The 24,796-nt window shown below is 50.5% G+C and carries 25 protein-coding genes, 1 tRNA gene and 2 rRNA genes; 21 read left to right on the top strand and 7 right to left on the bottom strand.

From position 1 onward, the window contains the following. The 3 genes from BMY16_RS11085 to BMY16_RS11075 all read left to right on the top strand — a co-directional run. A 23S ribosomal RNA gene (locus tag BMY16_RS11085) occupies nt 1-155 on the top strand; the annotation flags it as partial. Nucleotides 156-237: 82 nt separating this feature from the next. Then, nucleotides 238-350 (top strand): 5S ribosomal RNA (gene rrf, locus BMY16_RS11080). A 446-nt stretch (nt 351-796) separates the two neighbouring features. Further along, nucleotides 797-1,792 carry a histidine phosphatase family protein gene (locus tag BMY16_RS11075; protein ID WP_139207209.1) on the top strand — a complete coding sequence of 332 codons (996 nt, stop codon included), beginning with the start codon at nt 797-799 and terminating at the stop codon, nt 1,790-1,792. Between the two features lie 71 nt (nt 1,793-1,863). Here BMY16_RS11075 and BMY16_RS11070 read toward each other — a convergent pair. Then, nucleotides 1,864-1,937, bottom strand: a tRNA-Thr gene (locus BMY16_RS11070). Nucleotides 1,938-2,207: 270 nt separating this feature from the next. On the opposite strand from BMY16_RS11070, the gene BMY16_RS11065 reads away from it, so the two are divergent. From BMY16_RS11065 to BMY16_RS11020, 10 genes are all read left to right on the top strand, one after another. After that, complete coding sequence (locus BMY16_RS11065) at nt 2,208-2,756, top strand: DUF4199 domain-containing protein (RefSeq protein ID WP_091842440.1); 549 nt, start codon at nt 2,208-2,210, stop codon at nt 2,754-2,756. A gap of 8 nt (nt 2,757-2,764) precedes the next feature. Beyond that, nucleotides 2,765-3,721: a glycosyltransferase family 2 protein gene (locus BMY16_RS11060; protein WP_091842439.1), complete on the top strand. Its 957-nt coding sequence runs from the start codon at nt 2,765-2,767 to the stop codon at nt 3,719-3,721. Next, entirely contained in the window at nt 3,718-4,227 is a 510-nt protein-coding gene (locus BMY16_RS11055) for a DUF6452 family protein (RefSeq protein WP_139207208.1), read from the top strand. Before BMY16_RS11060 ends, BMY16_RS11055 begins: the two co-directional genes overlap by 4 nt. Beyond that, complete coding sequence (locus BMY16_RS11050; protein ID WP_091842435.1) at nt 4,184-4,870, top strand: DUF6048 family protein; 687 nt, start codon at nt 4,184-4,186, stop codon at nt 4,868-4,870. Before BMY16_RS11055 ends, BMY16_RS11050 begins: the two co-directional genes overlap by 44 nt. After that, entirely contained in the window at nt 4,867-5,883 is a 1,017-nt protein-coding gene (locus BMY16_RS11045; protein WP_091842434.1) for an FAD:protein FMN transferase, read from the top strand. Before BMY16_RS11050 ends, BMY16_RS11045 begins: the two co-directional genes overlap by 4 nt. A 1-nt stretch (nt 5,884) precedes the next feature. After that, a complete protein-coding gene (locus BMY16_RS11040) occupies nt 5,885-6,565 on the top strand; it encodes a Crp/Fnr family transcriptional regulator (protein WP_091842432.1) in 681 nt (226 codons plus the stop codon). Nucleotides 6,566-6,663: 98 nt separating this feature from the next. After that, nucleotides 6,664-8,775 (top strand): M3 family metallopeptidase, encoded by a 2,112-nt coding sequence (locus BMY16_RS11035; RefSeq protein WP_091842430.1) that lies wholly within the window; start codon nt 6,664-6,666, stop codon nt 8,773-8,775. Next, the gene (locus BMY16_RS11030; RefSeq protein WP_091842428.1) at nt 8,747-9,166 is read left to right on the top strand and encodes a deoxycytidylate deaminase; all 420 of its coding nucleotides are present in this window, start codon (nt 8,747-8,749) and stop codon (nt 9,164-9,166) included. The genes BMY16_RS11035 and BMY16_RS11030 overlap by 29 nt, the downstream gene beginning before the upstream one ends. After that, the gene (locus BMY16_RS11025) at nt 9,163-10,812 is read left to right on the top strand and encodes a S41 family peptidase (RefSeq protein ID WP_091842427.1); all 1,650 of its coding nucleotides are present in this window, start codon (nt 9,163-9,165) and stop codon (nt 10,810-10,812) included. The genes BMY16_RS11030 and BMY16_RS11025 overlap by 4 nt, the downstream gene beginning before the upstream one ends. Further along, the gene (locus BMY16_RS11020; RefSeq protein WP_091842425.1) at nt 10,805-11,326 is read left to right on the top strand and encodes a 5-formyltetrahydrofolate cyclo-ligase; all 522 of its coding nucleotides are present in this window, start codon (nt 10,805-10,807) and stop codon (nt 11,324-11,326) included. The genes BMY16_RS11025 and BMY16_RS11020 overlap by 8 nt, the downstream gene beginning before the upstream one ends. Here the strand turns inward: BMY16_RS11020 and BMY16_RS11015 are convergent. Further along, nucleotides 11,323-11,613 carry a DciA family protein gene (locus BMY16_RS11015; RefSeq protein WP_091842423.1) on the bottom strand — a complete coding sequence of 97 codons (291 nt, stop codon included), beginning with the start codon at nt 11,611-11,613 and terminating at the stop codon, nt 11,323-11,325. The two genes, BMY16_RS11020 and BMY16_RS11015, sit on opposite strands and share 4 nt — an antisense overlap. Beyond that, nucleotides 11,606-12,691: a DNA replication/repair protein RecF gene (gene recF, locus BMY16_RS11010; protein WP_091842422.1), complete on the bottom strand. Its 1,086-nt coding sequence runs from the start codon at nt 12,689-12,691 to the stop codon at nt 11,606-11,608. The genes BMY16_RS11015 and recF overlap by 8 nt, the downstream gene beginning before the upstream one ends. A gap of 104 nt (nt 12,692-12,795) precedes the next feature. On the opposite strand from recF, the gene BMY16_RS11005 reads away from it, so the two are divergent. From BMY16_RS11005 to BMY16_RS10995, 3 genes are all read left to right on the top strand, one after another. Next, entirely contained in the window at nt 12,796-13,479 is a 684-nt protein-coding gene (locus BMY16_RS11005; RefSeq protein WP_091842420.1) for a tetratricopeptide repeat protein, read from the top strand. Between the two features lie 3 nt (nt 13,480-13,482). After that, on the top strand, nt 13,483-13,953 hold the full coding sequence (ribH, locus tag BMY16_RS11000; protein WP_091842418.1) for a 6,7-dimethyl-8-ribityllumazine synthase: 471 nt from the start codon (nt 13,483-13,485) through the stop codon (nt 13,951-13,953). Nucleotides 13,954-14,121: 168 nt separating this feature from the next. Further along, nucleotides 14,122-14,718, top strand: a complete 597-nt coding sequence (locus BMY16_RS10995) for a hypothetical protein (protein ID WP_091842416.1) — start codon at nt 14,122-14,124, stop codon at nt 14,716-14,718. Nucleotides 14,719-15,320: 602 nt separating this feature from the next. Here BMY16_RS10995 and BMY16_RS10990 read toward each other — a convergent pair. After that, nucleotides 15,321-16,478, bottom strand: a complete 1,158-nt coding sequence (locus tag BMY16_RS10990) for a glucuronyl esterase domain-containing protein (RefSeq protein WP_091842482.1) — start codon at nt 16,476-16,478, stop codon at nt 15,321-15,323. 101 nt (nt 16,479-16,579) lie between these two features. On the opposite strand from BMY16_RS10990, the gene BMY16_RS10985 reads away from it, so the two are divergent. The 5 genes from BMY16_RS10985 (at nt 16,580) to BMY16_RS10965 (ending at nt 21,659) form a co-directional block, all read left to right on the top strand. Further along, nucleotides 16,580-17,332 (top strand): exodeoxyribonuclease III, encoded by a 753-nt coding sequence (locus BMY16_RS10985; protein ID WP_091842415.1) that lies wholly within the window; start codon nt 16,580-16,582, stop codon nt 17,330-17,332. 109 nt (nt 17,333-17,441) lie between these two features. Beyond that, the gene (locus tag BMY16_RS10980) at nt 17,442-18,209 is read left to right on the top strand and encodes a polyphosphate polymerase domain-containing protein (protein ID WP_244513034.1); all 768 of its coding nucleotides are present in this window, start codon (nt 17,442-17,444) and stop codon (nt 18,207-18,209) included. 72 nt (nt 18,210-18,281) lie between these two features. Next, a complete protein-coding gene (locus tag BMY16_RS10975) occupies nt 18,282-18,902 on the top strand; it encodes a DUF4956 domain-containing protein (protein ID WP_170836092.1) in 621 nt (206 codons plus the stop codon). A gap of 37 nt (nt 18,903-18,939) precedes the next feature. After that, nucleotides 18,940-19,755 (top strand): DUF2490 domain-containing protein, encoded by an 816-nt coding sequence (locus BMY16_RS10970; protein WP_091842411.1) that lies wholly within the window; start codon nt 18,940-18,942, stop codon nt 19,753-19,755. A 95-nt stretch (nt 19,756-19,850) separates the two neighbouring features. Next, on the top strand, nt 19,851-21,659 hold the full coding sequence (locus BMY16_RS10965) for a sensor histidine kinase (protein WP_091842410.1): 1,809 nt from the start codon (nt 19,851-19,853) through the stop codon (nt 21,657-21,659). 15 nt (nt 21,660-21,674) lie between these two features. Here BMY16_RS10965 and aldA read toward each other — a convergent pair whose 3' ends face one another. The 3 genes from aldA to BMY16_RS10950 all read right to left on the bottom strand — a co-directional run bounded on the left by aldA (nt 21,675) and on the right by BMY16_RS10950 (nt 24,678). Next, nucleotides 21,675-23,117, bottom strand: a complete 1,443-nt coding sequence (aldA, locus tag BMY16_RS10960; protein WP_091842408.1) for an aldehyde dehydrogenase — start codon at nt 23,115-23,117, stop codon at nt 21,675-21,677. Between the two features lie 80 nt (nt 23,118-23,197). Further along, nucleotides 23,198-24,175: a carbohydrate-binding domain-containing protein gene (locus tag BMY16_RS10955; protein ID WP_170836091.1), complete on the bottom strand. Its 978-nt coding sequence runs from the start codon at nt 24,173-24,175 to the stop codon at nt 23,198-23,200. A gap of 5 nt (nt 24,176-24,180) precedes the next feature. After that, nucleotides 24,181-24,678, bottom strand: a complete 498-nt coding sequence (locus BMY16_RS10950) for a hypothetical protein (protein WP_091842405.1) — start codon at nt 24,676-24,678, stop codon at nt 24,181-24,183. Nucleotides 24,679-24,796 lie beyond the last annotated feature (118 nt).

Here is a 24,796-nt window from a genome sequence, read left to right as displayed (position 1 = left end):
GGATTGGATAAGCGCTGAAAGCATCTAAGTGCGAAGCCAGCCGCAAGATGAGGACTCCATAGAGGGTCGTCGTAGACTACGACGTTGATAGGGTGCAGGTGTAAAGACGGTGACGTCAAAGCCGAGCACTACTAATTGCCCGAAATCTTTCGCTTGAGTCATATTATCAGATGTAATGAAGTTTTAGAAGGCTTAGTCCTTGCTTCTGTTCTTGTGTGGAAATAGTCAAACCCCATATCAGGTGGCTATTGCAGCGGGGTCCCACCTCTTCCCATTCCGAACAGAGAAGTTAAGCCCGCCTGCGCCGATGGTACTGCAATGCAATGCGGGAGAGTAGGAGGCCGCCACTTTTATCAGAGAGCCCCGAGTCAGAAATGACCCGGGGCTTCGTTTTTGTGTTTTCATGAAACTCATATATGGAAAAACCAAAATATATTTGGATTTTCGACCCCTAATTCGTATCTTTGCACCATCATATCTAAATTAATCAATTATGTTAAATCTTAAACTATCTTTTATTAGTCTGATGACGGGATGCTGCATTTTTGTATCTGCTCAGACGTCGAGGTCAGAATTACTGGCCCACATGGACCTTGCCAGTGGTAATTATTGCAACTACCCTAATCCAACAGGACACATCACTGCGCCTCCTGCAGGCTATGAGCCGTTCTACGTCACTCATTATGGTAGACATGGTGCTCGTTACATGACAGATGATGATCATTATAAATATGTGATTGGGAAAATGGACACGGCCCAGATCAGAGGACTGTTAACGGAAACGGGTAAAGAAATCTTGTGTCGACTGAAAGTGGCGGCAGAGAATGCCTTTCATCGTGATGGTGATCTTACGCAGTTAGGCGGCCAACAGCATCGGGCTATTGCCCATAGGCTGTGTGTCAACTATCCTTCACTGATGAAACAGCCTATATGTGTCAAAGCCAATTCTTCAACAGTTAGGAGGTGTATGCTGAGTATGGCAAACTTTTGTTTGGAGTTGAAGACAATGAATCCCTTATTGACCATTATGATGGATGCCAGTGAGCACGATATGTATTATTTACTTCCCAACGACAGTATCAGTATTCCAGAATCAGAGACGGATGGACCTTTGTATGAGAAATTGGATAAGTTCTGTCATAAGATGTTAAATGGACATAGACTGATGGGGGTTTTGTTTAATGACGCAAAGGCTGCTACAGAATATATTGATGATTATCGTTTTGCCGATGGTCTGTGGAATATTGCTTCCGATATGAGTTGTCTGCCTGAGTTGAATTTGACGTTTGATGATTTGCTGACTGAGGATGAACTTATAGATGGCTTCCGAGCCTATAATGCCAGTTGGTGTCTTTGGGAGGGCTTGATGCCTGGCTCTCGCCATAATTATTACGCCATCTATCCGTTGCTCATGAATTTTCTGAATGAGGCAGATTTAGCAGTTGCCTCTGGGAAACCAAGTGTTAGGCTCCGCTTCGGCCATGATAGTGTGGTTTTGCCCTTCTCCTTTATTATGGGGTTTAAGGAAGCGATTCATGGGACTGACGATATGGAGAACTTGCACAAACAGTTTACCATTTTTAGACTCATTCCGATGGCTGGTAATATTCAGTGGATATTCTTCCGTAAACAGGACTCTGACGATGTTCTTGTCAAATTTCTGATGAATGAGAACGAAACCTCGATCCCCATTGAAACCGATTGTTATCCTTTCTACCATTGGAAGGATGTGTCTGCATATTATCGAAAGATGCTAAAGGATGCTAATATCACCTATAAGAAAACGAAATAAAAACTGAGTATGAAGAAATAAGGGGTTAAAATAAGAAGGGTTGGCTATTGCCAACCCTTCTTCAATGCTAGAGCCTCTTGTCGGATTCGAACCAACGACCCCGAGATTACAAATCACGTGCTCTGGCCAACTGAGCTAAAGAGGCGGGTGGGCGAGCTGACTGTATCGCGCCGCTACAACCAAGTACCCTTGCTGCGTTCCCACCCTGGGGGATTCCGAGGGAGCTGGCCGTACAGGACTCGCCCATATTTAAAAGAACAATTTGCTTGAAAGCGGGTGCAAAGGTACAACAAAAAAGTGAAAAAGTGAGAAGTGAAAAGTGAAAAGTTTATCTTTTTAACGATTTTTTGAGACGATGCACTCGTTATATGCGAGAAAATGCGTAATTTTGCACCGTCTAAACGAAAAATGTTAAATGATGACAGCTCCAGAATATATACAACTTAAGGCTTTTGCCCGTCAGGATGGCGCTTTTCTGGCCCTCCTGTGGGTGATAGCTTTTATATTATATATAATAGGTGTACAAAGCCAGCTGCTTGGGCTGGCTGCAGTCATGCTGGTAGTATATACTCCTATTTTTGTTGGTGAACGTCTTAGAAAGTTTCGGGACTATGGCCGTGAAGGCATCATCTCTTTCCGTAGAGGTTATGCCTATTCCGTCTTGGTTTTCTTCTATGGCGGTGTTTTGTTTGCCCTTGCGCAGTATCTTTATTTTGCCTTTATGGACAACGGCTATTTGCTGAGTCAGTTCTCAAAGATGGTTACCTCCGAAGAGGCTCAGCAGATGCTCAAGCAATATGGCATGACAGAGATGATGACTGAGAGTCTGAAGGAGCTGGCCAATATCCGTCCGATAGACTATGCGCTGAACATGCTGACGATTAATATCACCCTGGGTTTCGTGCTTGGTGTGCCCATCAGCCTGATTATGCAGCGAACCAAATCCAATATCGCAAATCTTTAAATGACAACATGGATATATCAGTAGTAATACCTCTTTATAATGAGGACGAGTCGATACCTGAATTGTATGCCTGGATAGAACGGGTCATGAAGAAGAATGGTTTCAGTTATGAAGTCATTTTTATCAATGACGGCTCTACCGACCGTTCTTGGGACATCATCACCGAACTGAACCAGAAGCAACCAGATGTGGTGAAGGGAATCAAGTTCCGTAGGAACTATGGCAAGAGTCCTGCCTTGTATTGTGGCTTTGAGCAAGCCCAGGGCGATGTGGTTATCACAATGGATGCCGATTTACAAGACTCACCTGACGAGATTCCAGAGTTGTACCGTATGATTAAGGAAGAAGGTTACGATCTGGTGAGCGGCTATAAGCAAAAGCGTTATGACCCCATCTCAAAGACGCTTCCAACAAAACTTTTCAATGCCACAGCCCGTAAGATTAGCGGAATTAAGAACCTTCATGACTTTAACTGTGGTCTGAAAGCTTATCGCAAGGCAGTGGTGAAGAATATCGAGGTATATGGTGAGATGCACCGTTATATTCCTTATCTGGCGAAGAATGCGGGTTTTGTCAAGATTGGTGAGAAGGTGGTGCAGCATCAGGCCCGTAAATATGGCTCATCGAAATTTATGGGATTGAACCGTTTCGTCAACGGCTACCTTGATCTGCTGACACTTTGGTTCCTCTCTACTTTTGGTAAGAAGCCGATGCACGTGTTTGGTTTCCTGGGTACGGTGATGTTCTTCATTGGTTTTGTAGCTGCCTTGTGGATTGGAGCAGATAAACTGTGGTGTCTGGCTCATCATATCCCCCAGCGCTTGGTGACGGACTCTCCGTTCTTCTATATCGCTCTGACCATGATGATGATAGGTACGCAGTTGTTCCTTACGGGCTTCATAGGTGACCTTATCAGTCGTTCATCAAGTGGGAGAAATGACTATCAAATCGAACAGGTGATATGAAACGCCTTCCCTATATATTGCTGATAATGTTGCTGACAGCCTGCTCCAGCATCGATTGTCCTGTGAACAGCATTGTGGAGACAATCTGGGAGGTCTACGATGACGACGGGCTGGAGCTACCGCTCAGCGATACACTGACGGTGACTACGGTCACGAAGGATGGTAATGAGGTTGTAATCTTGAACGGCAAAGATAATACCGTTCTGAACAAACTGACGGAAAAGGCAAAATTTAACCTCCCCATTAGCTATTCCCATCCTGAGGATATTCTCTTGTTTCATTTTGACAATAGCAACACAGACCTGCACGTGACAGATACCGTATGGATTAAGAAAGACGATTATCCCCATTTCGAGTCTGTGGACTGTAATACTATCTTCTTCCATACTTTGACTGGTATCCGCTATACGCAGAACTATATTGACTCGATTGTGATTAAGAATCCATCTGTAACTTACGACTATGAGACGGTTCATCTTTACTTCTATCCGAAGAGGGACGATTAGTCTGCTGTTGCTGATCATTGCAACTGCAGCTTCGGCACAGATAAAGTTTTTCGCCTTTCAGAAAGACTCTATCCCAGTGTTCCGTGGCTTTGCTGTCTCGTTCGATCTCGTGGGAGCTGGCCTGATGGCGTTCTCTGATAACGGACAATATGAGGGTGCCCTGCGTGTCAACCTTCACGACGAGTGGTTCCCGATCGTTGAAATTGGACTTGGCAAGGCCAACCATAGTGACGATGTGACGCATATTCACTATGATACCAAGGCCCCCTATTTCCGTATTGGTATCGATAAGAACATGTTGAAGGATAAGCATGGCAAAAACCGTCTCTATGTTGGTCTGCGCTATGCCTATACCTCTTATAAAGTCAATATCTCTCGTCCAGACTTCCCTGATCCCGTCTGGCTGTGGAACACAAGCTATGGTGTTAAGGATGCCTCCTGCAATCAGCACTGGATAGAGGCTGTGGTTGGCGTGGATGCAAAGATCTTCGGTCCGCTCCATTTAGGATGGAGCGTACGTTACAAGCGTCGTATCTCTCATTCTGAGGATGGTAACTTTGGCAATACTTGGTACGTGCCAGGCTATGGCATTTATGGTGACACGCGCTTGGGTGGTACGTTTAATGTCATCATCGATATATGAAAAACAAAAAGCTACTCTGGCAGTTGCCGTTCCTGACATTGTTGGTGGTGGGTACAATCCTGATTATCCGCCAACAGCATTCCATGCCTTATCGCAAGACTTCAGACTTTATCTTTGGAACCACCTATCATGTCACTTACCAGTGCGATTCCGACCTGACACAGAGTATCAAGGCAGAACTCCTGAAGGTCGACGCTTCGTTGTCGCCATTCAATAAGGAATCAGTGATTACAGCCGTCAATGAGAATAAGGATGTTCAGCTCGACGATATGTTCAAGGAGGTCTTCAATTTGGCAATGGACATATCAAAAGACACCGATGGCGCTTTCGACATTACTGTAGCGCCTTTGGTAAATGCCTGGGGCTTTGGTTTCAAGAATGGTTCTCAGCCTTCGAGCCATCAGGTAGACAGCCTTCTTCAGTTGGTAGGCTATGAAAAGGTGTCGATGGTTAATGGGAAGGTGATGAAGCAGGATCCCCGTATCATGCTCGACTGTTCTGCTATTGCCAAGGGCTATGGCACGGATCGTGTAGCCCGTCTTCTGCAAAGTCGTGGAATACAGAACTATATGGTCGAGATTGGTGGAGAGGTGGTGACGAGTGGTGTCAATCCTGATCGTGTACCTTGGAAGATTGGTGTTACAAAGCCTACCGACGATTCCCTGAATATAGGACATGAATTGCAGACGGTCCTGAATGTGACGGATAAAGCGATGGCCACCAGTGGCAACTATCGTAACTACTATTTCAAAGGTGGTAAGAAGTTTGCCCACACTGTCGACCCCAAAACGGGCTATCCCGTACAGCATAGCATCCTCTCGGCAACGGTTCTTGCCAAGAGCTGTGCTGTGGCTGACGCCTATGCCACCTCTTTCATGGTGATGGGCTTTGACAAGGCCCGTCAGGTCTTGGAGCGTCATCCTGAGCTGATGGCCTATTTCATCTATAGTAATCAGAAAGGGGACATGGACGTATGGTATTCTCCATCCCTGCGCGAGAAAATATCCGAGTGATATGGCTACACTGCAGATTTACGACAAACTGCTGCAGTTCCCACTGTTTCAGGGAATGAGTCGTGATGATCTGGAGATCATCGCTGGCCATACCCGTTTCGGTTTTATGAAGGTGGCCTCTGGTCGTCCTGTAGTAAAGTCGGGTGAAGCCTGCACCCAGCTCTATTTCCTTATCAATGGCTCCGTCAGGGTAATCACCTACTCCGATGATTATGGCTATTCTGTCGAGGAGCAAATCTCGGCTCCTTATATTCTCCAGGTCGAAGGTGTCTTTGGTTATCATCAGCGCTACACCCATGACTTCATAGCCTCGTCGGATGTGAATTTTATTACCATCGACAAGGAGGAACTGGTGCGGCTCTCAGAGGATTTCCTCGTGTTCCGCCTGAACCTGATGAACAATTTCGCCACCCAGACCCAAAAGCAGCTCCGTCTGTCGTGGCTTCACCAGCCCCAGTCGCTCAGAGAGCGGGTAGAGCGTTTCCTGACCCAGCATTGCGTCTATCCGGCAGGACATAAGCAGTTTAATATTCTGATGACGCGTCTGGCTGACGAAATGAATGACAGTCGTCTGAACGTATCGCGCGTATTAAACCAGATGCAGAAGGATGGGGTGGTGACCCTCTATCGCGGACGGATAGAGATTCCACAGTTGGAACGGCTGCTCTCCGTCAGGCCATAATGGCTAATCTTGCCCATTTTCAGCTTTTTTAATGCAGGTAATCATGATTGTATGAGAATTTTGCATTACCTTTGCGCTCTGAAACGTTAGTATTAATCATGAACGAGAATAAAGAAAGAACAAATCCGTTTTTCCTGCCTTATAACACGCCCCATGACACGGCGCCCTTTGATCGTATCCGTATGGAAGACTACGAGGAGGCCATGCTCGAGGGCATCCGTCGTGAAGATGAGCAGATAGACAAGATTGTCAACAATCCTGCCAAACCCACCTTTGATAATACCATTATTTCCGTCGACGACGGGAAGGATGGCGAAGACTACTACAATCTGCTGGATCGTGTCAGCACCGTATTCTTCAACCTGCTCTCTGCAGAGACCAACGACGAGATGGATGCCTTGGCGCAGAAGATGAGTCCGATTCTGACGAAACATTCCAATGATATCCGTCTCAATGAGAAACTCTTTGAGCGCATCAAATATGTGCATCGTCACCACCGTAAGCTGTCTCCTGAGGAGAAGATGCTGCTCGACAACTGCTACGACGGTTTTGTACGTAATGGTGCCCTGCTCGATGCTGCTGGTAAGGAGCGCCTCCGTCAGCTGACAGAAGAGATTTCCGTGCTCGGACTCCAGTTCTCGCAGAACCTCTTGAAAGAAAACAAAGCCTTCACCCTGCATCTCACAGACGAGGCCCAACTCGACGGTCTGCCTGAGACAGCCCGTGAGGCTGCTGCCCTGGCCGCCAAGGAACAAGGCAAGGAAGGCTGGGTGTTTACCCTCGACTTCCCCTCATACTTGCCCTTCATGACCTACAGCACCCAGCGCGAGCTTCGTCGCCAGCTGTACATGGCCAAGAATACCGAGTGTATCCATGATAATACGGAGAACAACCTTGAGATATGCAAGCGGATCATTAACCTGCGTCGTGAACTGGCCCAGCTCCTGGGGCATAATTCCTATGCCGACTATGTGCTGAAACACCGCATGGCAGGTAATGTGCGCAATGTCTATAAACTGTTCAACGACCTCATCAAGGCCTATAAGCCCACAGCCCAGAAAGAAGTGGCTGCCATAGAAAAGATGGCTCGCCAGCTTGAGGGTAAGAACTTCAAACTGGAGCCTTGGGACTTTGGTTTCTACTCCCATAAGCTCCAGCTGCAGAAGTTTAATATCGATGCCGAGATGCTGCGCCCCTATTTCGAACTCTCCAAGGTGATCGATGGCGTGTTTGGTTTGGCCAATCGCCTGTATGGCATCACCTTCAAGGAGAACAAGGACATCCCCGTCTACCATCCAGATGTGAAGGCTTACGAGGTGTTCGATGAGGACGGCTCCTTCCTAGCAGTCTTCTATGCCGACTTCCATCCTCGCAAGGGTAAGCAGGGTGGGGCCTGGATGACCTCCTATCAGGGACAGTGGATGGAGTGCGAGGACGTGAAGAAACCCTTCGGTCCTGGTAACATCAAGAACGTGCGCCCCCATGTCTCTGTGGTGATGAACCTTACGAAGCCCACGGAAGAAAAGCCTGCCCTGCTGACATTGAGCGAGGTGGAGACCTTCCTCCATGAGTTCGGCCACTCGCTCCATGGTATGTTTGCCAACACGCGTTTCGAGAGTCTCAGTGGAACCAGCGTGTGGTGGGACTTCGTGGAACTGCCTTCGCAGTTTATGGAGAACTTTGCCATCGAGAAAGAGTTCTTGCGCACCTTCGCCTTCCATTACAAGACAGGTGAACCAATCCCCGACGACCTGATCGGCCGTATCGTGAAGAGCCGCAATTACAATGTGGCCTACACCTGCATGCGTCAGGTGGGCTTCGGCCTGCTGGATATGGCTTACTATACCAAAAAGGACGAGTTTACCGATGATATCATCCCCTTCGAGAAGAAGGCGTGGGAGAAGGCTCAGATCCTGCCCCAGTTGCCCGATACCTGTATGACGGTGCAGTTCTCCCATATCATGGCAGGCGGCTATGCAGCAGGCTACTACAGTTACAAGTGGGCTGAGGTGCTCGATGCCGATGCCTTTGCTGTGTTCAAGAAGCATGGTGTCTTTGACAAGAAGACTGCACGGAGTTTCCGTGAGAACATCCTCTCGAAGGGTGGCACGGAGAATCCGATGACATTATACAAACGTTTCAAGGGTGACGAACCCACTATTGATGCATTACTGAAGAGAAATGGAATCAAAACAACAAAAACTAGATGAACGCTATTTGCGCATGGCGCGCATTTGGGCAGAAAACTCCTATTGCCAGCGCCGTCAGGTGGGGGCATTGGTGGTCAAGGACAAGATGATCATCAGCGATGGCTATAACGGCACGCCGACAGGCTTCGAGAATGTCTGCGAGGACGAGAACAACGTGTCGAAGCCCTATGTGCTCCATGCCGAAGCTAATGCCATCACAAAACTGGCCCGTTCCAACAACAACAGCGATGGTGCCACTATCTATATCACCGCCTCGCCCTGCATCGAGTGTGCCAAGCTCATCATCCAGGCAGGCATCAAGCGGGTGGTCTATGGTGAGAAATACCGTCTGACGGATGGTATTGATCTCCTCAAACGTGCAGGTATCGAAGTAATCTTTTTGGAAGTATGAAGAATAAATATGGTCGTTTTACCCCTCTGTGGATGGCCGTCTGCGTAGTCCTCGGCATCCTTGTGGGCACCTTTTATGCCAACCATTTTTCCGGCAACCGACTGAACATCATCAATTCGAGCGGTAACAAACTCAACAACCTGCTCCACATCATTGACGATCAGTATGTGGATACGGTCAACATCAATGACCTGGTGGAGAAAGCCATGCCTCAGATTCTGGCTGAGCTCGACCCCCATTCCGTCTACATCACGGCTCGTGAGGGAGAGATTGCTAACGACGACCTGCGCGGCTCGTTCTTTGGCATCGGTATCGAGTTCACCATCCGTCAGGACACCATCCGTGTGCAGAATGTCATCGGCAATGGTCCTGCAGAGCGCGCTGGTGTGCTGGCAGGCGATAAGATTGTCGAGGTCGACGACTCCGTCTTCGTAGGCAAGATCTGTACCAATGCCGAGGCCATGCACCGCCTGAAGGGTCCCAAGGATACGAAGGTGAAGTTGGGCATCCTGCGCTATGGTGAGAACAAGTTGCGCCACATCACCATCACCCGTGGCGAGATCCCCACCAAGAGCATCACCTCCAGCTATATGCTCGACGATGAGAGCGGCTATATCCGCATCAAGAACTTTGGCGAGAACACCTATCCCGAACTGCTCATCGCACTGGCCAAACTGGCACAGCAGCAGTTCAGCAACCTGGTCATCGACCTGCGTGGCAATACGGGCGGCTATCTTGAGTCGGCCGTGCAGATTGCCAACGAGTTCCTCTCGCGCGGACAGCTGATTGTCTACACCCAGGGACGTGCCTTCCCCCGTCAGGACTATCGTGCCGACGGCCGTGGCTCTTATCAGAACCTGCCTCTGGTGGTGCTCGTCGACGAGGCCTCTGCCTCTGCTTCAGAGATTCTGGCAGGTGCCATCCAAGACAACGACCGTGGTACGATTATCGGGCGCCGTTCCTTTGGTAAGGGCTTGGTACAGAAGCCGATGGAGTTCAGCGACCACTCCATGATCCGCCTCACCATCGCGCGTTACTACACTCCCTCTGGCCGTTGCATCCAGAAGCCCTATACCGATGGCTCTCATTACGACGACGACTGGGTGAGCCGCTATCAGCATGGTGAGTTCTTCTCCGAGGACAGCATCAAGCACACGGGTCCTGAATATCATACGGCCAACGGACGTGTCGTCTATGGTGGTGGTGGTATCACGCCCGACATTTTTATCCCTGAGGATACGCTCGACATGACCTCCTATTATAAAGAAGCCTCGATGAGCGGACTCATTCTCCAGTATGCCTTCAGCTACAGCGACGAGAATCGTCAGCGCCTTGCCGACATGACCTCTGTCAAGGAGATGGAGACCTATCTGAAGAAGCAGAACGTGGTCGACAAGTTTGCTGCCTATGCAGAAAAGAATGGTCTCAAGCGTCGTAACCTGATGATTCAGAAATCCCATAAGCTGCTGGAGCGTTTCCTCGTCAGCCGAATCATCTACAACATCCATAGCGAGCAGGCCTGGACGGAATATCTGAATCAGGACGATCCCTCCATCATAGAGGCTCTCCGTCTCTTCCGCGAGAATGCAGCCTTCCCTCAGAAGCCTGTGGCTCCTGCCAGCGACAAGAAGGTGGCCCATGCTTAAGTCTGAACTCCGACAGCAGATACGAGATACGAAGCGACTTTTCACTCAGCAGCAGCTCAGTGAATGGTCACTTCCTATTGTGAGACGCCTCAAGGAGCGGTTGCGCGATGCCCGTGTGGTCATGGCCTATTACTCCTTGCCCGATGAGGTCTGCACCCATCAGCTCATCGACGATCTGGTGGCTGAAGGGAAGACGGTCTTGCTGCCGAAGGTGCTCGATGATGAAAGGATGGAACTGCGCCGCTATACGGGTCCTCAGGATCTTCGTGAGGGGGCTTTTCATATCATGGAACCCGTGGGAGCGCCTTTTACCGAATTCCTGCAGATCGATGTCGCCCTTATCCCTGGCATGGCCTTCGATGCCCAGGGCCGTCGCTTAGGTCGTGGCAAAGGCTACTACGACCGCCTGCTTACAAGTGTAGATTGCAAAACTCTCGGCGTTTGTTTCGACTTTCAGAAAGTCAGGGAGGTGCCTGTTGGGGAACACGATGTTCCTGTGGATGAAGTGATCTAGCAGAAACGTATGTCGGCAATCACCTGACTGCCAACATGCGCATTCAGTTTCTTCACCAGTTCGCTGCGCATCATCGAGAGGTCTGCCCTCAGGGCAGGGCTTGTCAGATGTACAAACAGCGTCTGATTGCGGATATTGAGCTCTCTTGTATAGCCCGCAATCATCTCTCCTGCCACCTCTGGCCAGGCGTCGATAAGCCTCTTCTGCAGGAGTGGCGTCTCCAGCCCCTGTGCCCGCAGGTTCCTCAGTATCAGGTCCTTAATCTGTTGTACGTCTCTCTTAAACATATATCTCTCCTTTCTCCACGTGGAAAATCTTATAGTCGTGCGATGAAGCCTTGAGTATCTGGTCCAGATGGTCGCGGTTGGTGTCGGTAATGAAAATCTGTCCGAACTCATCGCTGGCTACGAGCCTCACGATCTGCTCCACGCGCTGGGCATCGAGCTTGTCGAAGATATCGTCGAGCAACAAGAGGGGCGTGGTCTTCGAATTGGTGCGTTTCAGGAAGTCAAACTGCGCCAGCTTCAGGGCAATGACGAACGTCTTGTTCTGTCCCTGACTGCCTTCGCGCTTCATCGGATGCCCTCCGAGACAGAACTCCAGGTCGTCGCGGTGGATGCCATGCAGCGAGTAGCCCACGGCACGGTCCTTGAACCTGTCTCTCTGGATCACCTCCAGCAGCGGTCCTCGCTGACAGTGCGACGTATAGTTCAGCGTCACCTGCTCGCGATGCTCCGACACCGTCTCGTAGATATGCTGGAAGATGGGTGTCAGCTCCTCCACGAAAGCCTTGCGGCATTGGTAGATACGCTCGCCCTCCATGGCCATCTGCTCCTCGAAGAGCCCCATCACCTCGGCATCAGGCTCCTCCTCCTGCTTCAAGAGCACGTTGCGCTGTTGCAGGGCCTTGTTATAGCGGTTCATCGACTCGATATAGCTGCGGTCATACTGTGCTATCACGATGTCCATCAGTCGTCTGCGCTCCTCGCTGCCTCCCTCTATCAACAGGGTGTCTGAGGGTGCCACCACCACGAGCGGTATCAGTCCGATGTGCTCCGAGAGCCGCTTATACTCTTTCTTGTCGCGCTTGAAGTGCTTCTTCTGTCCGCGCTTCATGGCCGCCGTCACCGTCAGGTTGTCGTCGTATCGTCCTTCCAGCATGAAGAACTCCTCTCCATGGCGGATCACCTGTGAATCGATGGGATTATTGGCCGAGCGACAGAACGAGAGATAATAGATGGCATCGAGCACATTCGTCTTCCCCACGCCGTTCTGGCCGATGAAACAATTGATCTTTGGCGACAGCTCCAGCTCCGCCTCTGCAATGTTCTTATAGTTAATGATCGACAGCTTTTCGAGAATCATAGTGCAAAGGTAGTGTTTTTTTTTGTTTTTCTTTTGTTTTTCGCTTTTTTTCTTGTACCTTTGCACCCGATTTATGCGCAAACAATAAAAATAACAAAAAAATAATGGCAAATACATCGAATCAACAGCAGGCAGCTCCCACGATGGAGGAGAGCCTGAATCAGAGTGAAGCCTTCTTCCTGAAGTACAAGAAGGCCATTATCGCTGTGGTGGTAGCCCTCGTGGTCATCATCGCAGGTATCGTTCTTTACACAACTTATGTATCTGGTCCCCGTGAGGTCAAGGCCAGCACCGAGATCGCCAAGGGTCAGCAGCTCTTCCAGGCCGCTAACTACGAGAAGGCTCTCAATGGTGACAGTGCTTCCTTCAAGGGCTTCGCCAAGCTCGCCGATGAGTACAGCTCCACTGCTGCAGGCAATCTGGCCAACCTCTATGCCGGTCTCTGCTATGCCAAGCTCGACAAGTGGGAGGATGCCGTGAAATACCTCGAGAAGTACGATGCTGCCGACGATCAGATGATCTCGCCTGCAGCCGAGGGTGCCCTGGGCAACGCCTATGCTCACCTGAACCAGCTCGACAAGGCCGTCTCTCACCTGAAGAAGGCTGCCGAGAAGGCCGACAACAACTCGCTCTCTCCCACCTTCCTCATCCAGGCTGGTGAGATCCTCGAGAGTCAGGGCAAGAACGACGAGGCTCTGAAGCTCTATCAGACCGTGAAGGAGAAATACTTCAACTCCATGGCCTATCAGACCATCGATGCTTACATCGAGCGCGTATCAGCAAAATAAGCCATGGCCACCAAGAACCTCTCAGAATACGACCTTGCTAAGGTGCCCGATGCATCGAACATGACGTTTGGTGTGGTGGTGGCCGAGTGGAACCCTGATATCACAGGTGCCTTGCTCGACGGTTGTGTCTCCACGCTCGAGAAGCACGGAGCCCTGCCCGAGAATATCCACGTGAAGACCGTTCCAGGCTCCTTCGAACTCATCTACGGCGCACGTCAGATGACCCTCAACGACGGTTACGATGCCATCATCATCCTGGGCAGCGTCATCCGTGGTGAGACGCCCCACTTCGACTATATCTGTCAGGGAGTCACCGAAGGCATCGCCCGTCTCAACGCCACGAGCAATATCCCCGTCGTATTTGGTCTGCTGACCACCAACGACCTGCAACAAGCCAAAGATCGCGCAGGAGGCCGCTTAGGCAACAAGGGCGATGAATGCGCCGTGGTCGCCATCAAAATGGCTAAGTTCTAAACAACAGATTATCCAATCAATAATCCCCGCCCAATCGAGCGGGGATTATTATTTTGTCCTTCTCTCTCCTGTCATCTTGAAATAGGAATAAAAAATACCCTCAAACATTTGGAAGTAACCATATTATTAATTATCTTTGCACCTATAATATTCTAACTGACAATAGATATGAAGACAATCAAACTGATTTCATTGTTGCTTTTTATGCCACTCATGCTGGCAATGGCGCAGGCTCAGAAGACGCCTGCCACTCCTACGCACATCGATGTAAAGGAGCGTACCATCCAAGACCTCCTCTATTTCCCCTTTACGTGCATCAACGCCCACATGCCTACCAAAGAAATAGCCAGGCAGGAAGTCATGGATACTTTTAATACATGCGAGACCATCAATGGGTATCCAGGTCTACATGCAGGCGAATCCTTCGATTTCACATATCGCGGTAAAACTATAGGCATTTGTTTCTATGACTGGTATGACAATAGAACCTGGTATGACTTCTTCTTCAATACGAAAAAAGAGGCCGACGAGTTCTACAACCATCTTGTCAAGGATGTTCAAGGTGCAGGAATCCCACTTACCAAAGATAAGATCTACGGTGGCATGTCAAACCGTAAAAAGCCTGTGTCCATCTTCAAATGGGTGAGTGTTGAAGCTCCTGTTAAGGTGAAGGAAGTTAGCCCGTCAAACATTGAGACCGCTGATGTCGTCGGAATGTATAAGGTGGAACTTGGTGTCTATAAAAAGAAAAGTGTGAAACATTAAAACATCAAAAATTTATAGGTAGAGGAGAAGGGTGGGGTCAACCGTCGGTCATTCAGATAGTCTCTATGCGCTATCCGGATAGTCTCTTACTCGTGTTCGGATAATCCCCTATAGGGTATAGAGATAGTCTGAATGAGTGTTTCAATACGTCTGAACGAGCCTTAGGAAACCATCACACTGTCATTCAACTTCTGCCAGGGATAAGGATTAAGGTACCTAGGGAAGTACAATATCTGGACGCGGTTACGCGGTTACGCGGTTTCATTTTGTTTTTTCCAATTTCCCCCTCTGTCTTGTACTCAGCTCCGAGAAGAGGGGAAAGGGGAGCTTCAAAAAATCTATATTATTTATATATATATATTATATTTAATTTATTATATATTATAATATATAATAAATTTATAAGACCCTTTTCGCACCCAAACGCCAAACTACGAAATCCAAAATGAAACCGTGTAACCGCGTAACCGCGTGGAGACACACAATTCTCCCTTTCCTGTCATGCCGAGCGGAGTCGAGACATCTCTTGAAATCTCTCCATGCGCTAACGCTTAGTCGAGATGACAGGAGAGGGGCACTCGGGATGACAGGAGGGGTACTGGTCAGTATTTGATCCAGTCGGAGAGGGGGATCTGCTGGAAGGATTCGGGGGCAAAGAGGATGTTGCTGGTGTCGACATCCTTTTTGTTGAGCAGGAACTTGTCGATGAAGGCCTCGACCTCGGGATACTGGCTCTCGGGGAGCATGCAGTGCATGTGGCCACCGTTGATGGAGTAGCCGATGCGGTCGGCGATGCCCAGCTGCTGCCATACCTTACGGGCTGCGTTCATCGAGACGTAGGCAGCCTCGTCGGCCAGCCAGCGATAGTCGGTGTTGCCCAGCATCAGCAGGGCACGGGGGCAGACCATGGAGACGAGCTCGTGGTGGTCGTAGGGCATGAGGTAGACGCTGTCGCCATGAAACTGCTCAAGCTGTGACTCGAGGAACCAGTGGTAGTCGGTGCGGTCGAGATTCTCCACGCTGTCGACATGACAGTTGTATCGCCACGAGGCCGCACCGCCTCCGCCCGGCTCCTGGGCGATGGTGAGGGCTATGCGCTCGTCGAAGGCTCCACAGAAGAGGGCCATCTTACCAGCATAGGAACAGCCAGAGACGCCGATGCGCTTGACGTCGATCTTCGTCTGTTCGGGGCCCAGCTGCTCCAGTCCGTCGATGAGGCGGCTCATGCCCCATGCCCACTCGCTATAGGCACCATTGGCTTTGAGCTCTGGATAAAGACGGTCGAAGGGGTGCTCGCCACGCTCGTGGTGAGGGCGCCACTGAGAGTAGTCGTTGACCTGGTCTTCGTGGAAGTTCATCACGGCGATGGGGCGATTCTCGAAGAGGGCCTTGGGCAGTGAGAGGCGGCTGGTGCCGATCATGAGGGCATAGGGAGGCTGACCAACGGTAGGGTAGTGGAGGCATGACTTCAGGGTGAGCGACTCGCCATGGACGGTGACGTCGACGATGAGGGTGTCGCCCTTCATGCGGGCTTTGACGGCCTCGGGGGCCACCTCGGGCTTCTGGCCTATGCCGTATTGCTGGATCATCTGGCTGATCTCCTGGCGGCGCACCGTCCATTGGCTGAGGTCGGAGACCAGCGTCAGGCCGTCGTTCATCAGCAGGGGATTGGGCAGGTCGGTCTGAGGTTTCGACAACTGGGCTGAGGCTGAAAGCGAACAGCCGAGAAGGAGTAGCGATAATAAGTGGCTTCTGTTCATTATAATAATGGTTTTTGTTTGTTTATGATACATTTCTGCTGCAAAGATACAAAAAATAAAAATAAATTCGTAACTTTGCGCCCAAAATATGAGGAAAGCGTATGAAATTTGTGAGTTGGAACGTGAATGGCCTGAGGGCTTGTGAAGGCAAGGGGTTTAGTGACATCTTCCGTGAACTGGATGCCGACTTCTTCTGCTTGCAGGAGACGAAGATGCAGGCCGGACAGCTTGACCTGCAGTTTGAGGGCTATCAGAGCTACTGGAACTATGCCGAGAAGAAAGGCTACTCGGGTACGGCCATCTTCACGAAGCACCAACCCCTGAGCGTGGCGTATGGCATCGGCATCGATGTGCACGACCATGAGGGGCGCGTGGTGACGCTCGAGATGGAGGATTTTTTCCTTGTCTGCTGTTATACGCCTAACTCGCAGGACGGACTGAAGCGCCTGGAGTATCGCATGTCGTGGGAGGATGACTTCCGCAGTTACCTGAAGCGCCTCGACGCCAAGAAACCCGTGATCCTCTGTGGCGACCTGAACGTGGCCCACGAGGAGATCGACCTGAAGAACCCCAAGAGCAACCGCATGAATGCCGGCTTTACCGACGAGGAGCGCGAGAAGTTCAGCGACCTGCTGGCCTGTGGCTTTACGGATACGTTCCGATGGAAGTATCCTGAACAGGTGACGTATTCGTGGTGGAGCTACCGTTTCCAGGCGCGCCAGAAGAACGCAGGGTGGCGCATCGACTATTTCGTGGTGAGCAATCGACTGCAGGAGCGCGTGGTGGATTCGAAGATCCATACGGAGATCATGGGCAGTGACCACTGTCCAGTGGAGCTGATTATTGAAGATTGAAGATTGAAAATTGAAGATTGAAGGGTTTGACTGAATGAAGAGGGCTGTTCGCTGAAAGAATTTGGCTGCCATCAGGAAAGATACTACCTTTGCCGCAAAAATCAAAACAATGACGGATATACTGAATCAATTTGACCCCATTACGCTGGATGAGATGAAAGCCATCCGACTGATGAACAGAATCGACACCAAGTTTGTGACGACGGTGCCGATGCTGCGGAGGCTGCTGAGTCTGGCCAAGGATCAGTATTTCGTGCAGGAGCAAGGCGGACTGCGGATTTCACCTTATTATACGCTCTATTTCGACACAGAGGATTGTAAGATGTATAATCGCCATGAGGCAGGCCATCTGGCCCGTCAGAAGGTGAGGGTGCGCTCTTACCTGAACGCTGGGCTGAATTTCCTCGAGGTGAAGACGAAGAACAACCACGGGCGCACGAAGAAGAAACGCATCGAGGCACAGGGCTTCAACCCGGAGAATATTTCTATTTTCAATGTTCATTCTTCCATGTTCACCGACTTCCTGCAGACCTATCTGAAGTACGACCAACAGGCGCTTGTAAGTCAGGTGGAGAACCGCTTCGACCGTATCACGCTGGTGAACAAGGCCAAGACCGAGCGTCTGACCATCGACACCAACCTGCGATTCCACAATATCGCTACGGGGCTGTCGCGAGAGATGGACAACCTCGTGGTGATAGAACTGAAACGCGACGGTCTGCAGCCTTCGCCCGTATTGCCGATGCTCTCGGAACTGAGGATCTTCCCTCACGGTTTTTCGAAGTATTGCATAGGATCGGCTTTGACCAACGAGGCCCTGCGACGCAATCGCATCAAGCCGAGGCTGCACAGTGTGGAGAAAATGATGAGAAAGTAAAAAAGGTAAAAAGGTAAAAAAGTAAAAAGGTAATAGAATATGGAGTTTTTTGAATTATCGAATGATTTTGCGATGATGTTTGTCAGACTGCTGATCAACATTGTGTTCACATGGCTCATCATCGACAGGTTGTATTTCAAGAAGAGTCAGCGACGTGATTTCTACTTCACGTTCATGCTCATCGCGATGGCCATCTTCTTCATCGTGTTCTTCATGATCTTCGTGCTCGAGGATATGAAGGGTAAGACCTCGATGGGTGTGGGTATCGGACTGTTTGGTATCTTCTCGATCATGCGTTATCGTACGGACACGATGCCTGTGCGCGAGATGACCTATCTCTTCGTGATCATCGCCCTCTCGCTGGTGAATGCCGTCTCCGTGAATGTGCCCCTGTTTGAGGTGCTGCTCACGAACGTGATCATGGTGATTGCCGTATGGCTCTGTGAGATGCATCTGAAGTCGCGCCCCTCGAAACTGATCCAGTACGACCGTATCGAGCTGATCACCCCTGAGCGCAGGCCAGAGCTGATTGCCGACCTCGAGAAGCGTCTGGGTGTGAAGGTGAAGAATGTGGAGATTGGCTCCATCGACTTCCTGCGCGATATGGCGATGCTGCGCGTGAGCTATGAGGGAACGTCGAATAGTGTAGACGAGATTCCCAAGTTTTCAAAGGATCAACTGAAAGAGTTTTGATGAAAGGTAAAAAGGTGAAAAGGTAAAAAAGTAAAGGATGATGGATTATATATGGAATAAGGTAATGGTAATGGGGAAAAGGTTTTTGCCTTTCTTCCTTTTTACCCTTTTACCTTTAACAGCAGCAGCGCAAAAGGATGATTTCGGTCTGGACTTCTCGCTCGAGGCGCAGAAGAAACTCTCGAAGGAGTGGAGCCTCAGTCTTGAGGGCGAATACCGTAGTCGTAACAATGCCAAGACCAACGACCGTTGGAGCATAGGACTCGGCGTAGACTATAAGGTGGCCAAGTGGTTGAAGGCTTCGGCTGGCTATACGCTGCTCTACGACAACAATGAGAAGACCTCGTATTACGAGGCTACCGACGACGATGTCATCGATGGTGATGCAGAGGTGGGTGATCCCAAGAAGTGCGCCCAGTACTGGGCTACGCGCCATCGTTTCAACGTCTCGCTGACGGCGAGTCAGAAGTGGGGCAACTGGAAGTTCTCACTCCGTGAGCGCTGGCAGTACACCTACCGTCCGGAGTATACCGTCGACAAGCGCTGGAGTTATCTGAATCAGGCCTACGACGGCAAGGAACATACGTATGCGGGCAAGGGTAAGAACGTGCTCCGCAGTCGACTGCAGGTGGAGTTCGACAAGAAGGGCTGGGCTGTGACACCTTATGCCAACGTGGAGTTCTTTAATGCCTGGAGTCTGCAGAAGACGCGCTATACGGCTGGCATCGACTGGAAACTCTCCAAGCAGCACGCCATTGGCGCCTTCTATCGCTATCAGAGCGTGCGCAACGACGATGACGACAACGAGCCTAATATCCACTTGATAGGCTTAGGTTATCAGTTCAAGTTCTAAGGGTGCCGATTGGCACCCTTTATTCATAATTAGTGTTAATTCTGTTGCTGATTTCTTGTAAAATCTCCAATTAATATATAAATTTGCCACTAATTATGAATAAGATATTGACCTTACCCTTCCGAATGTTGTTGATCGTGGCCTTTTTTGCGTTAAGTTTCGTGGCTTACGCTGAAAAGACCGTGGCCGACCTGACTGGTAAGGACATGGAACAGTACGACAAGTTTCGTTATCTCCTGATGAAGGGTTCGCCTGCCGAGTTCTATGACTATACTGAAAAATATGGCCGCGACCTGAAAGAGAAGGGCTATATGATGCTGTATTACAAACTTCTGAGCAACAAGGGGTTCTTTGCGCTCAGGCATAATCAGGTGTTTCGCGCCATCCAGTTTGCTGAGGCTCTCGACAAGGAGGTAAGAAACGACAAGGCGACTGAATACTACTATCTGGCTACGGGACTTTACGGCGATATCTACAGCAGTAGCCATGACATGACGCGAGGCGAGAAATACTTCATGCAGGCTCTGCAGGAGGTGGGAGATGCCGATGTGAAGTTCACGATGCGCGTCTATCTGAGACTGGCCGAGATGCTGTGTCTGAAGGAACCGCAGAAAGCCCTCCAGTGGGTTGAAAAATCCATCACGACCTCCAAACGGGCTGACAATACTGACTATCTCTCCGTGTCGCTGGCCATGAAGGCATACATCTATTTCATTATGGGCAAGCAGCAGGAGTTCTCACAGGCCTATCTGGCCTATCTGGAACTGAGGAATATGGGGAAAGCCGATTTCAACCATCGGTATGATAATATCCTGGAGGTGGCCAGTCTCGCGTTCGACAAGCGCTATGATGCTGCCATCAGCAAGATCAGCGATGGCAATCTGGCTGTCGACAGCCTGCTGGCCGTTGCCCGTGTCTATGCCTTGCAGGGTAATGTAGAACGTGGTTTCGAGGTGATGAAGAAGCGCTATATAGAATTGGACTCTGTCTATAGTGCCATTCAGGATGTCAATTTCAATCAGATGGCAGCAGAAACCAGCCTGATACGCTCGCGTGAGGAGGCAAAGGCCAGCAAGAGCAAGGTGAAACAGCAGACCAACTGGCTGATAGGCCTGACGGTCGTCTTCCTGTTTGTCTATGTCATGGGGCGTCGTAGGCTGGTGAAAAAGATATGGGCACAAAACGAGGAGCTGAAAACAGCGCTTGCTCGTGCTGAGGAGTCCGACCGCATGAAGTCTGTCTTCATCAAGAGCATGAGTCACGAGATCCGAACGCCTTTGAATGCTGTGGCAGGATTCGCCCAGGTGATTTGTTCGTCAGACTATTATCTCTCTGACTCAGAGAAACGTGACATGCAGGCGCGTATCTCGAACAATGTGGACCAGATTGCCAACATCATCAACGACCTGCTGGAACTGTCGAAGACAGAGAGTGAGTATCTCGTTAAGGAATGTGATAAGACTGATGTGTGGGTCAACATCATTGGCAGGGCGGTTGTCAAAGAGGTTGAGGGCAGGCAGAATACGGATACGGAACTGCGTTTCGAAACGGAACTGGCAGACGACTTCAAGATCCGCACCAATTCCTACCGTCTGAAGAACGCCTTGAAACATCTGGTCGACAATGCCGTGAAATTCACAAAGCAGGGCTATGTGGAACTGCGTTGCGAGTGTAAGGACGGCCATGTGCTCTTTATCGTGACCGATACTGGCTGTGGCATCAAGAAGGAAGATCAGGAGCGAATCTTCGAGGTCTTCCAGAAGGGCGACGACTTCAAGGTCGGTGTGGGCTTAGGGCTTCCCATTAGCCGCAGGCTGATAAACTCCCTTGGAGGAGACGTCACCCTCGATACGTCTTATACCGAGGGTGCCCGTTTCATCATCTCCATTCCCAGCGGCGCTTAGCCGCCGGCATTTCGTTTACATATCCTCGTAGGTGTCGAGGTAGGTGACGTGGGTGACGAGGTATTCCTCGACGCCATGCTTACCATCAGCACCGCCGATACCACTCTTCTTCACACCAGCATGGAAGCCCTGGATGGCCTCGAAGTGCTCGCGGTTGATGTAGGTCTCACCAAACTCCAGCTCGCGGCAGGCTTTGGTGGCGATGTTCAGATCCTTCGTGAAGATGCTGGAAGCCAGACCGTATTCGCAGTCGTTAGCCCAGGCGATGACCTGGTCGATGGTGTCGAACTCTACCAGAGGAATCACAGGACCAAAGGTCTCCTCATGGATGATGTCCATCTCCTGCGTGCAGTTGTCGAGGACGGTAGCGGCATAGAAGTAACCCTTGGTGCCTACGCGCTGACCACCACAGAGCAATTTGGCACCCTGCTTGATGGCGCGCTCCACCTTCTCGGTAACACTCTCCAAGGCGCGCTCTTCTACCAGCGGACCCATGTCGACGCTCTCATCGGCACAGGGATCGCCCACCTTGACGGCCTTCATCTTCTCTACGAGAATCTTCGTGAAGGCTTCCTTGACCTCCTTCTGGACGTAGACACGCTCGGCATTGTTGCAGATCTGACCATTGTTGCCGATACGGCTGTCGACAATCCACTGGGCTGCGCGCTCGAGGTCGGCATCCTTGCAGACGATGGCAGGAGCCTTGCCACCGAGTTCGAGACTTACCTTCGTGATGTTCTTCGAGGCAGCGGCCATGATGCTGGCACCTGCGCCTACGGAACCTGTGACGCTGACGATATCAATCTTCGGTGAGCCCGCCATCTCGTTGCCGATGACGGAACCCTTACCAGTGACGATGTTGATGACACCTGCAGGCAGGCCTGTCTCAGCCACGACCTTGGCAAACTCGGTACAGTTCTCGGGGGTGAGCTGTGAGGGCTTGATGACGATGGTACAACCAGCAATCAGCGCAGCACCAGCCTTACGGGCGATGAGGAAGAAGGGGAAGTTCCAGGGCAGGATGCCTGCTACCACTCCAATAGGCTTCTTGGTGAGCAGGATGGTCTCGTTGGGACGGTCGGAGGGGATGATCTCACCCTCGATATGACGGGCAAAGGTGGCCATATACTCGAAATAGGCAATGGTAGCGCCCACCTCGATAGAGGCCCAATTGCGGGTCTTTCCCTGCTCGCGCATGATGATCTCCGTGAACTCCTTCTCGCGCTTCTTGATACCCTCGGCTATCTTCAGCAGATAGCCTGCACGCTCGATGGCTGGCGTCTTGGCCCAGGCCTTCTGCGCTGCACGGGCTGCATCGAGGGCACGGTTCACGTCCTCGATGGTGCCTTCGGGCTGGCGGGAGATCACTTCCTCGGTAGAGGGGTTTAACACGTTGATCCACTGGCCATTGCTGCTGTTGCAGAACTGACCGTTGATGTACATCTGTAAATCTTTCATAATAGTTTGTTTTGTTTGTTTGTTTTGATAATGTAGATAAGTTTATGTGATTTTGAGAGTCAACGACTATTCCGTCCTAATCAGCGGATCACTTTCCGGGTGGCGCCTTTCTCTCTAATGATGACGATACCCTTGGGCTGTGCACCCTTTGGCAGCTGACGGCCCTGCAGATCGTAGAGGATTCCCTCAGCATCGTCGCTGGGCAGCAGGGTGGGGGCGATGCCAGACGCGGCGTTCTGCTCGACATTCTTCGTGTCGAAATCCTGTGTGCCGCCTGTATAGGTGATGGTGCCGTCGGTCTTGATGCATTTGTCGGCCACGCCATTGATAGTCAGCGTACCACCTGTCATATAGAAGTTGCCTGTGTCTTCGTCTTCATCGCCAGTGCCTGCTGTAGGCGTCTCGCCCTTCAACTCCACCTGGACGCCGTCGTCGTCGGCCTGGCTGATGTTCACCACACCACTGGCCATACGGAAGTACTGCTGGCAATGGATGGCATCCTTCTTGGCACCTTTCACGTTGATGGTGCAGTTCTTCAGTTCGATATACTCCTTACTGTAGATGGCGTGGTTGAAGTTGCTCTTCACGTTGAGCGTGCCCTTGCCCACGAACTCGGTGTGGCCCTTGCAGCGAAAACAGCCTTTTGAGTCGGCATTACCCGTGCCGTCCTCGATGGTGTTCTCCGTGCCGTTGGCGATGCTCACCTTGATGCGCTTGCCGTCTTTGATATTGATGGCTGTGGAGTCTGGATTGGTCAATGTGAGGCCGCTGAGCTGGACGGTGGCCTTGAACTCGCCCTCCATGTAGAACTCGCCATCGGAGCTGGAACCACTCAGCTGGTAGATGATCTCGCCAGGATTCTTCGTGGTGGTGGAGCTCTGGATCAGTTTGACGTGCGACGAGGTGCCACTGGTGCAGTTGACGTAGCTGGCGACATTACTGGCTATCTCGATGGTGGCTGTGCTACCATTATAGGTGATGGCCACCACATTGTCCTCGACGGCATGGGCAGAGAGTGTCGCCATCAGCGTGGCGATACTGAGTAATAGTTTCTTCATCGTCATTAAATGCCAAGTCCTTCCTTAACCTTACTGGCCTTGTCTTCCAGAGCCTTCTTGGTATCGTCTTTCAGCTCGTCGGCTTTTTCCTTGGCCTTGTCCTTGGCGTCTTCGAAGGCTGAACTCAGACTGTTGACGATGCTCTCAGCAGGAGCGGCTGTCAGCGAGTTGATGGCATTGTTGATAGTTTCGTTGTCACCTGCGAAGGCCTTGATCTTGTCGGCATTCTCCTTCAGGAACTCCTGAATCTTCGTGACATACTCTTTGGCAGCCTCAGGGTTGGTGGTGATGAACTCCTTCACCTTCTCTGTGACGGTGGCCAGAATCTCCTGGAACTTGCTGGCATCCTGAGCCTCGATTTGCTCGGAGAGGGCAGCGGTTGTCTCATTGACAGCAGCTTCTACATCGGGAGCCTGTCCGTCGGCAGGAGCCTGAGTCTTGTTAGTACAGGCTGTGAAAAGCACAACCATCATAGCCATCATGGCGAATAAAACCTTTTTCATAATGCTTCCTTTCTTTAAAAATTGATATTTGGCAACAAAATTACGTCTTTTTTCATTAAGTCATCGCATACATTTGCGCTTTTTTGTTTTTTTTAGTATTTTTGCAGCACGTTTTCAT

The organism is Prevotella sp. ne3005, from assembly GCF_900110085.1.
Lineage (GTDB): Bacteria > Bacteroidota > Bacteroidia > Bacteroidales > Bacteroidaceae > Prevotella.
Note: the sequence above shows the minus strand (reverse complement) of the source record. Positions and strands in the feature narration are given on the sequence as shown.

What these genes read in the sequence shown, in the direction of transcription:
- BMY16_RS10975 (WP_170836092.1), top strand. Translation starts at nt 18,282, where the DNA reads ATGATGTTTGTCAGACTGCTGATCAACATTGTGTTCACATGGCTCATC.
- ribH (WP_091842418.1), top strand. Translation starts at nt 13,483, where the DNA reads ATGGCCACCAAGAACCTCTCAGAATACGACCTTGCTAAGGTGCCCGAT.
- BMY16_RS11020 (WP_091842425.1), top strand. Translation starts at nt 10,805, where the DNA reads ATGCTTAAGTCTGAACTCCGACAGCAGATACGAGATACGAAGCGACTT.
- BMY16_RS11050 (WP_091842435.1), top strand. Translation starts at nt 4,184, where the DNA reads ATGAGACGGTTCATCTTTACTTCTATCCGAAGAGGGACGATTAGTCTG.
- BMY16_RS11060 (WP_091842439.1), top strand. Translation starts at nt 2,765, where the DNA reads ATGGATATATCAGTAGTAATACCTCTTTATAATGAGGACGAGTCGATA.
- BMY16_RS10980 (WP_244513034.1), top strand. Translation starts at nt 17,442, where the DNA reads ATGACGGATATACTGAATCAATTTGACCCCATTACGCTGGATGAGATG.
- BMY16_RS11065 (WP_091842440.1), top strand. Translation starts at nt 2,208, where the DNA reads ATGATGACAGCTCCAGAATATATACAACTTAAGGCTTTTGCCCGTCAG.
- BMY16_RS11045 (WP_091842434.1), top strand. Translation starts at nt 4,867, where the DNA reads ATGAAAAACAAAAAGCTACTCTGGCAGTTGCCGTTCCTGACATTGTTG.
- BMY16_RS11040 (WP_091842432.1), top strand. Translation starts at nt 5,885, where the DNA reads ATGGCTACACTGCAGATTTACGACAAACTGCTGCAGTTCCCACTGTTT.
- BMY16_RS10955 (WP_170836091.1), bottom strand. Translation starts at nt 24,175, where the DNA reads ATGAAGAAACTATTACTCAGTATCGCCACGCTGATGGCGACACTCTCT.
- BMY16_RS10970 (WP_091842411.1), top strand. Translation starts at nt 18,940, where the DNA reads ATGATGGATTATATATGGAATAAGGTAATGGTAATGGGGAAAAGGTTT.
- aldA (WP_091842408.1), bottom strand. Translation starts at nt 23,117, where the DNA reads ATGAAAGATTTACAGATGTACATCAACGGTCAGTTCTGCAACAGCAGC.
- BMY16_RS11055 (WP_139207208.1), top strand. Translation starts at nt 3,718, where the DNA reads ATGAAACGCCTTCCCTATATATTGCTGATAATGTTGCTGACAGCCTGC.
- recF (WP_091842422.1), bottom strand. Translation starts at nt 12,691, where the DNA reads ATGATTCTCGAAAAGCTGTCGATCATTAACTATAAGAACATTGCAGAG.
- BMY16_RS10985 (WP_091842415.1), top strand. Translation starts at nt 16,580, where the DNA reads ATGAAATTTGTGAGTTGGAACGTGAATGGCCTGAGGGCTTGTGAAGGC.
- BMY16_RS10995 (WP_091842416.1), top strand. Translation starts at nt 14,122, where the DNA reads ATGAAGACAATCAAACTGATTTCATTGTTGCTTTTTATGCCACTCATG.
- BMY16_RS10965 (WP_091842410.1), top strand. Translation starts at nt 19,851, where the DNA reads ATGAATAAGATATTGACCTTACCCTTCCGAATGTTGTTGATCGTGGCC.
- BMY16_RS10950 (WP_091842405.1), bottom strand. Translation starts at nt 24,678, where the DNA reads ATGAAAAAGGTTTTATTCGCCATGATGGCTATGATGGTTGTGCTTTTC.
- BMY16_RS10990 (WP_091842482.1), bottom strand. Translation starts at nt 16,478, where the DNA reads ATGAACAGAAGCCACTTATTATCGCTACTCCTTCTCGGCTGTTCGCTT.
- BMY16_RS11005 (WP_091842420.1), top strand. Translation starts at nt 12,796, where the DNA reads ATGGCAAATACATCGAATCAACAGCAGGCAGCTCCCACGATGGAGGAG.
- BMY16_RS11035 (WP_091842430.1), top strand. Translation starts at nt 6,664, where the DNA reads ATGAACGAGAATAAAGAAAGAACAAATCCGTTTTTCCTGCCTTATAAC.
- BMY16_RS11025 (WP_091842427.1), top strand. Translation starts at nt 9,163, where the DNA reads ATGAAGAATAAATATGGTCGTTTTACCCCTCTGTGGATGGCCGTCTGC.
- BMY16_RS11015 (WP_091842423.1), bottom strand. Translation starts at nt 11,613, where the DNA reads ATGTTTAAGAGAGACGTACAACAGATTAAGGACCTGATACTGAGGAAC.
- BMY16_RS11030 (WP_091842428.1), top strand. Translation starts at nt 8,747, where the DNA reads ATGGAATCAAAACAACAAAAACTAGATGAACGCTATTTGCGCATGGCG.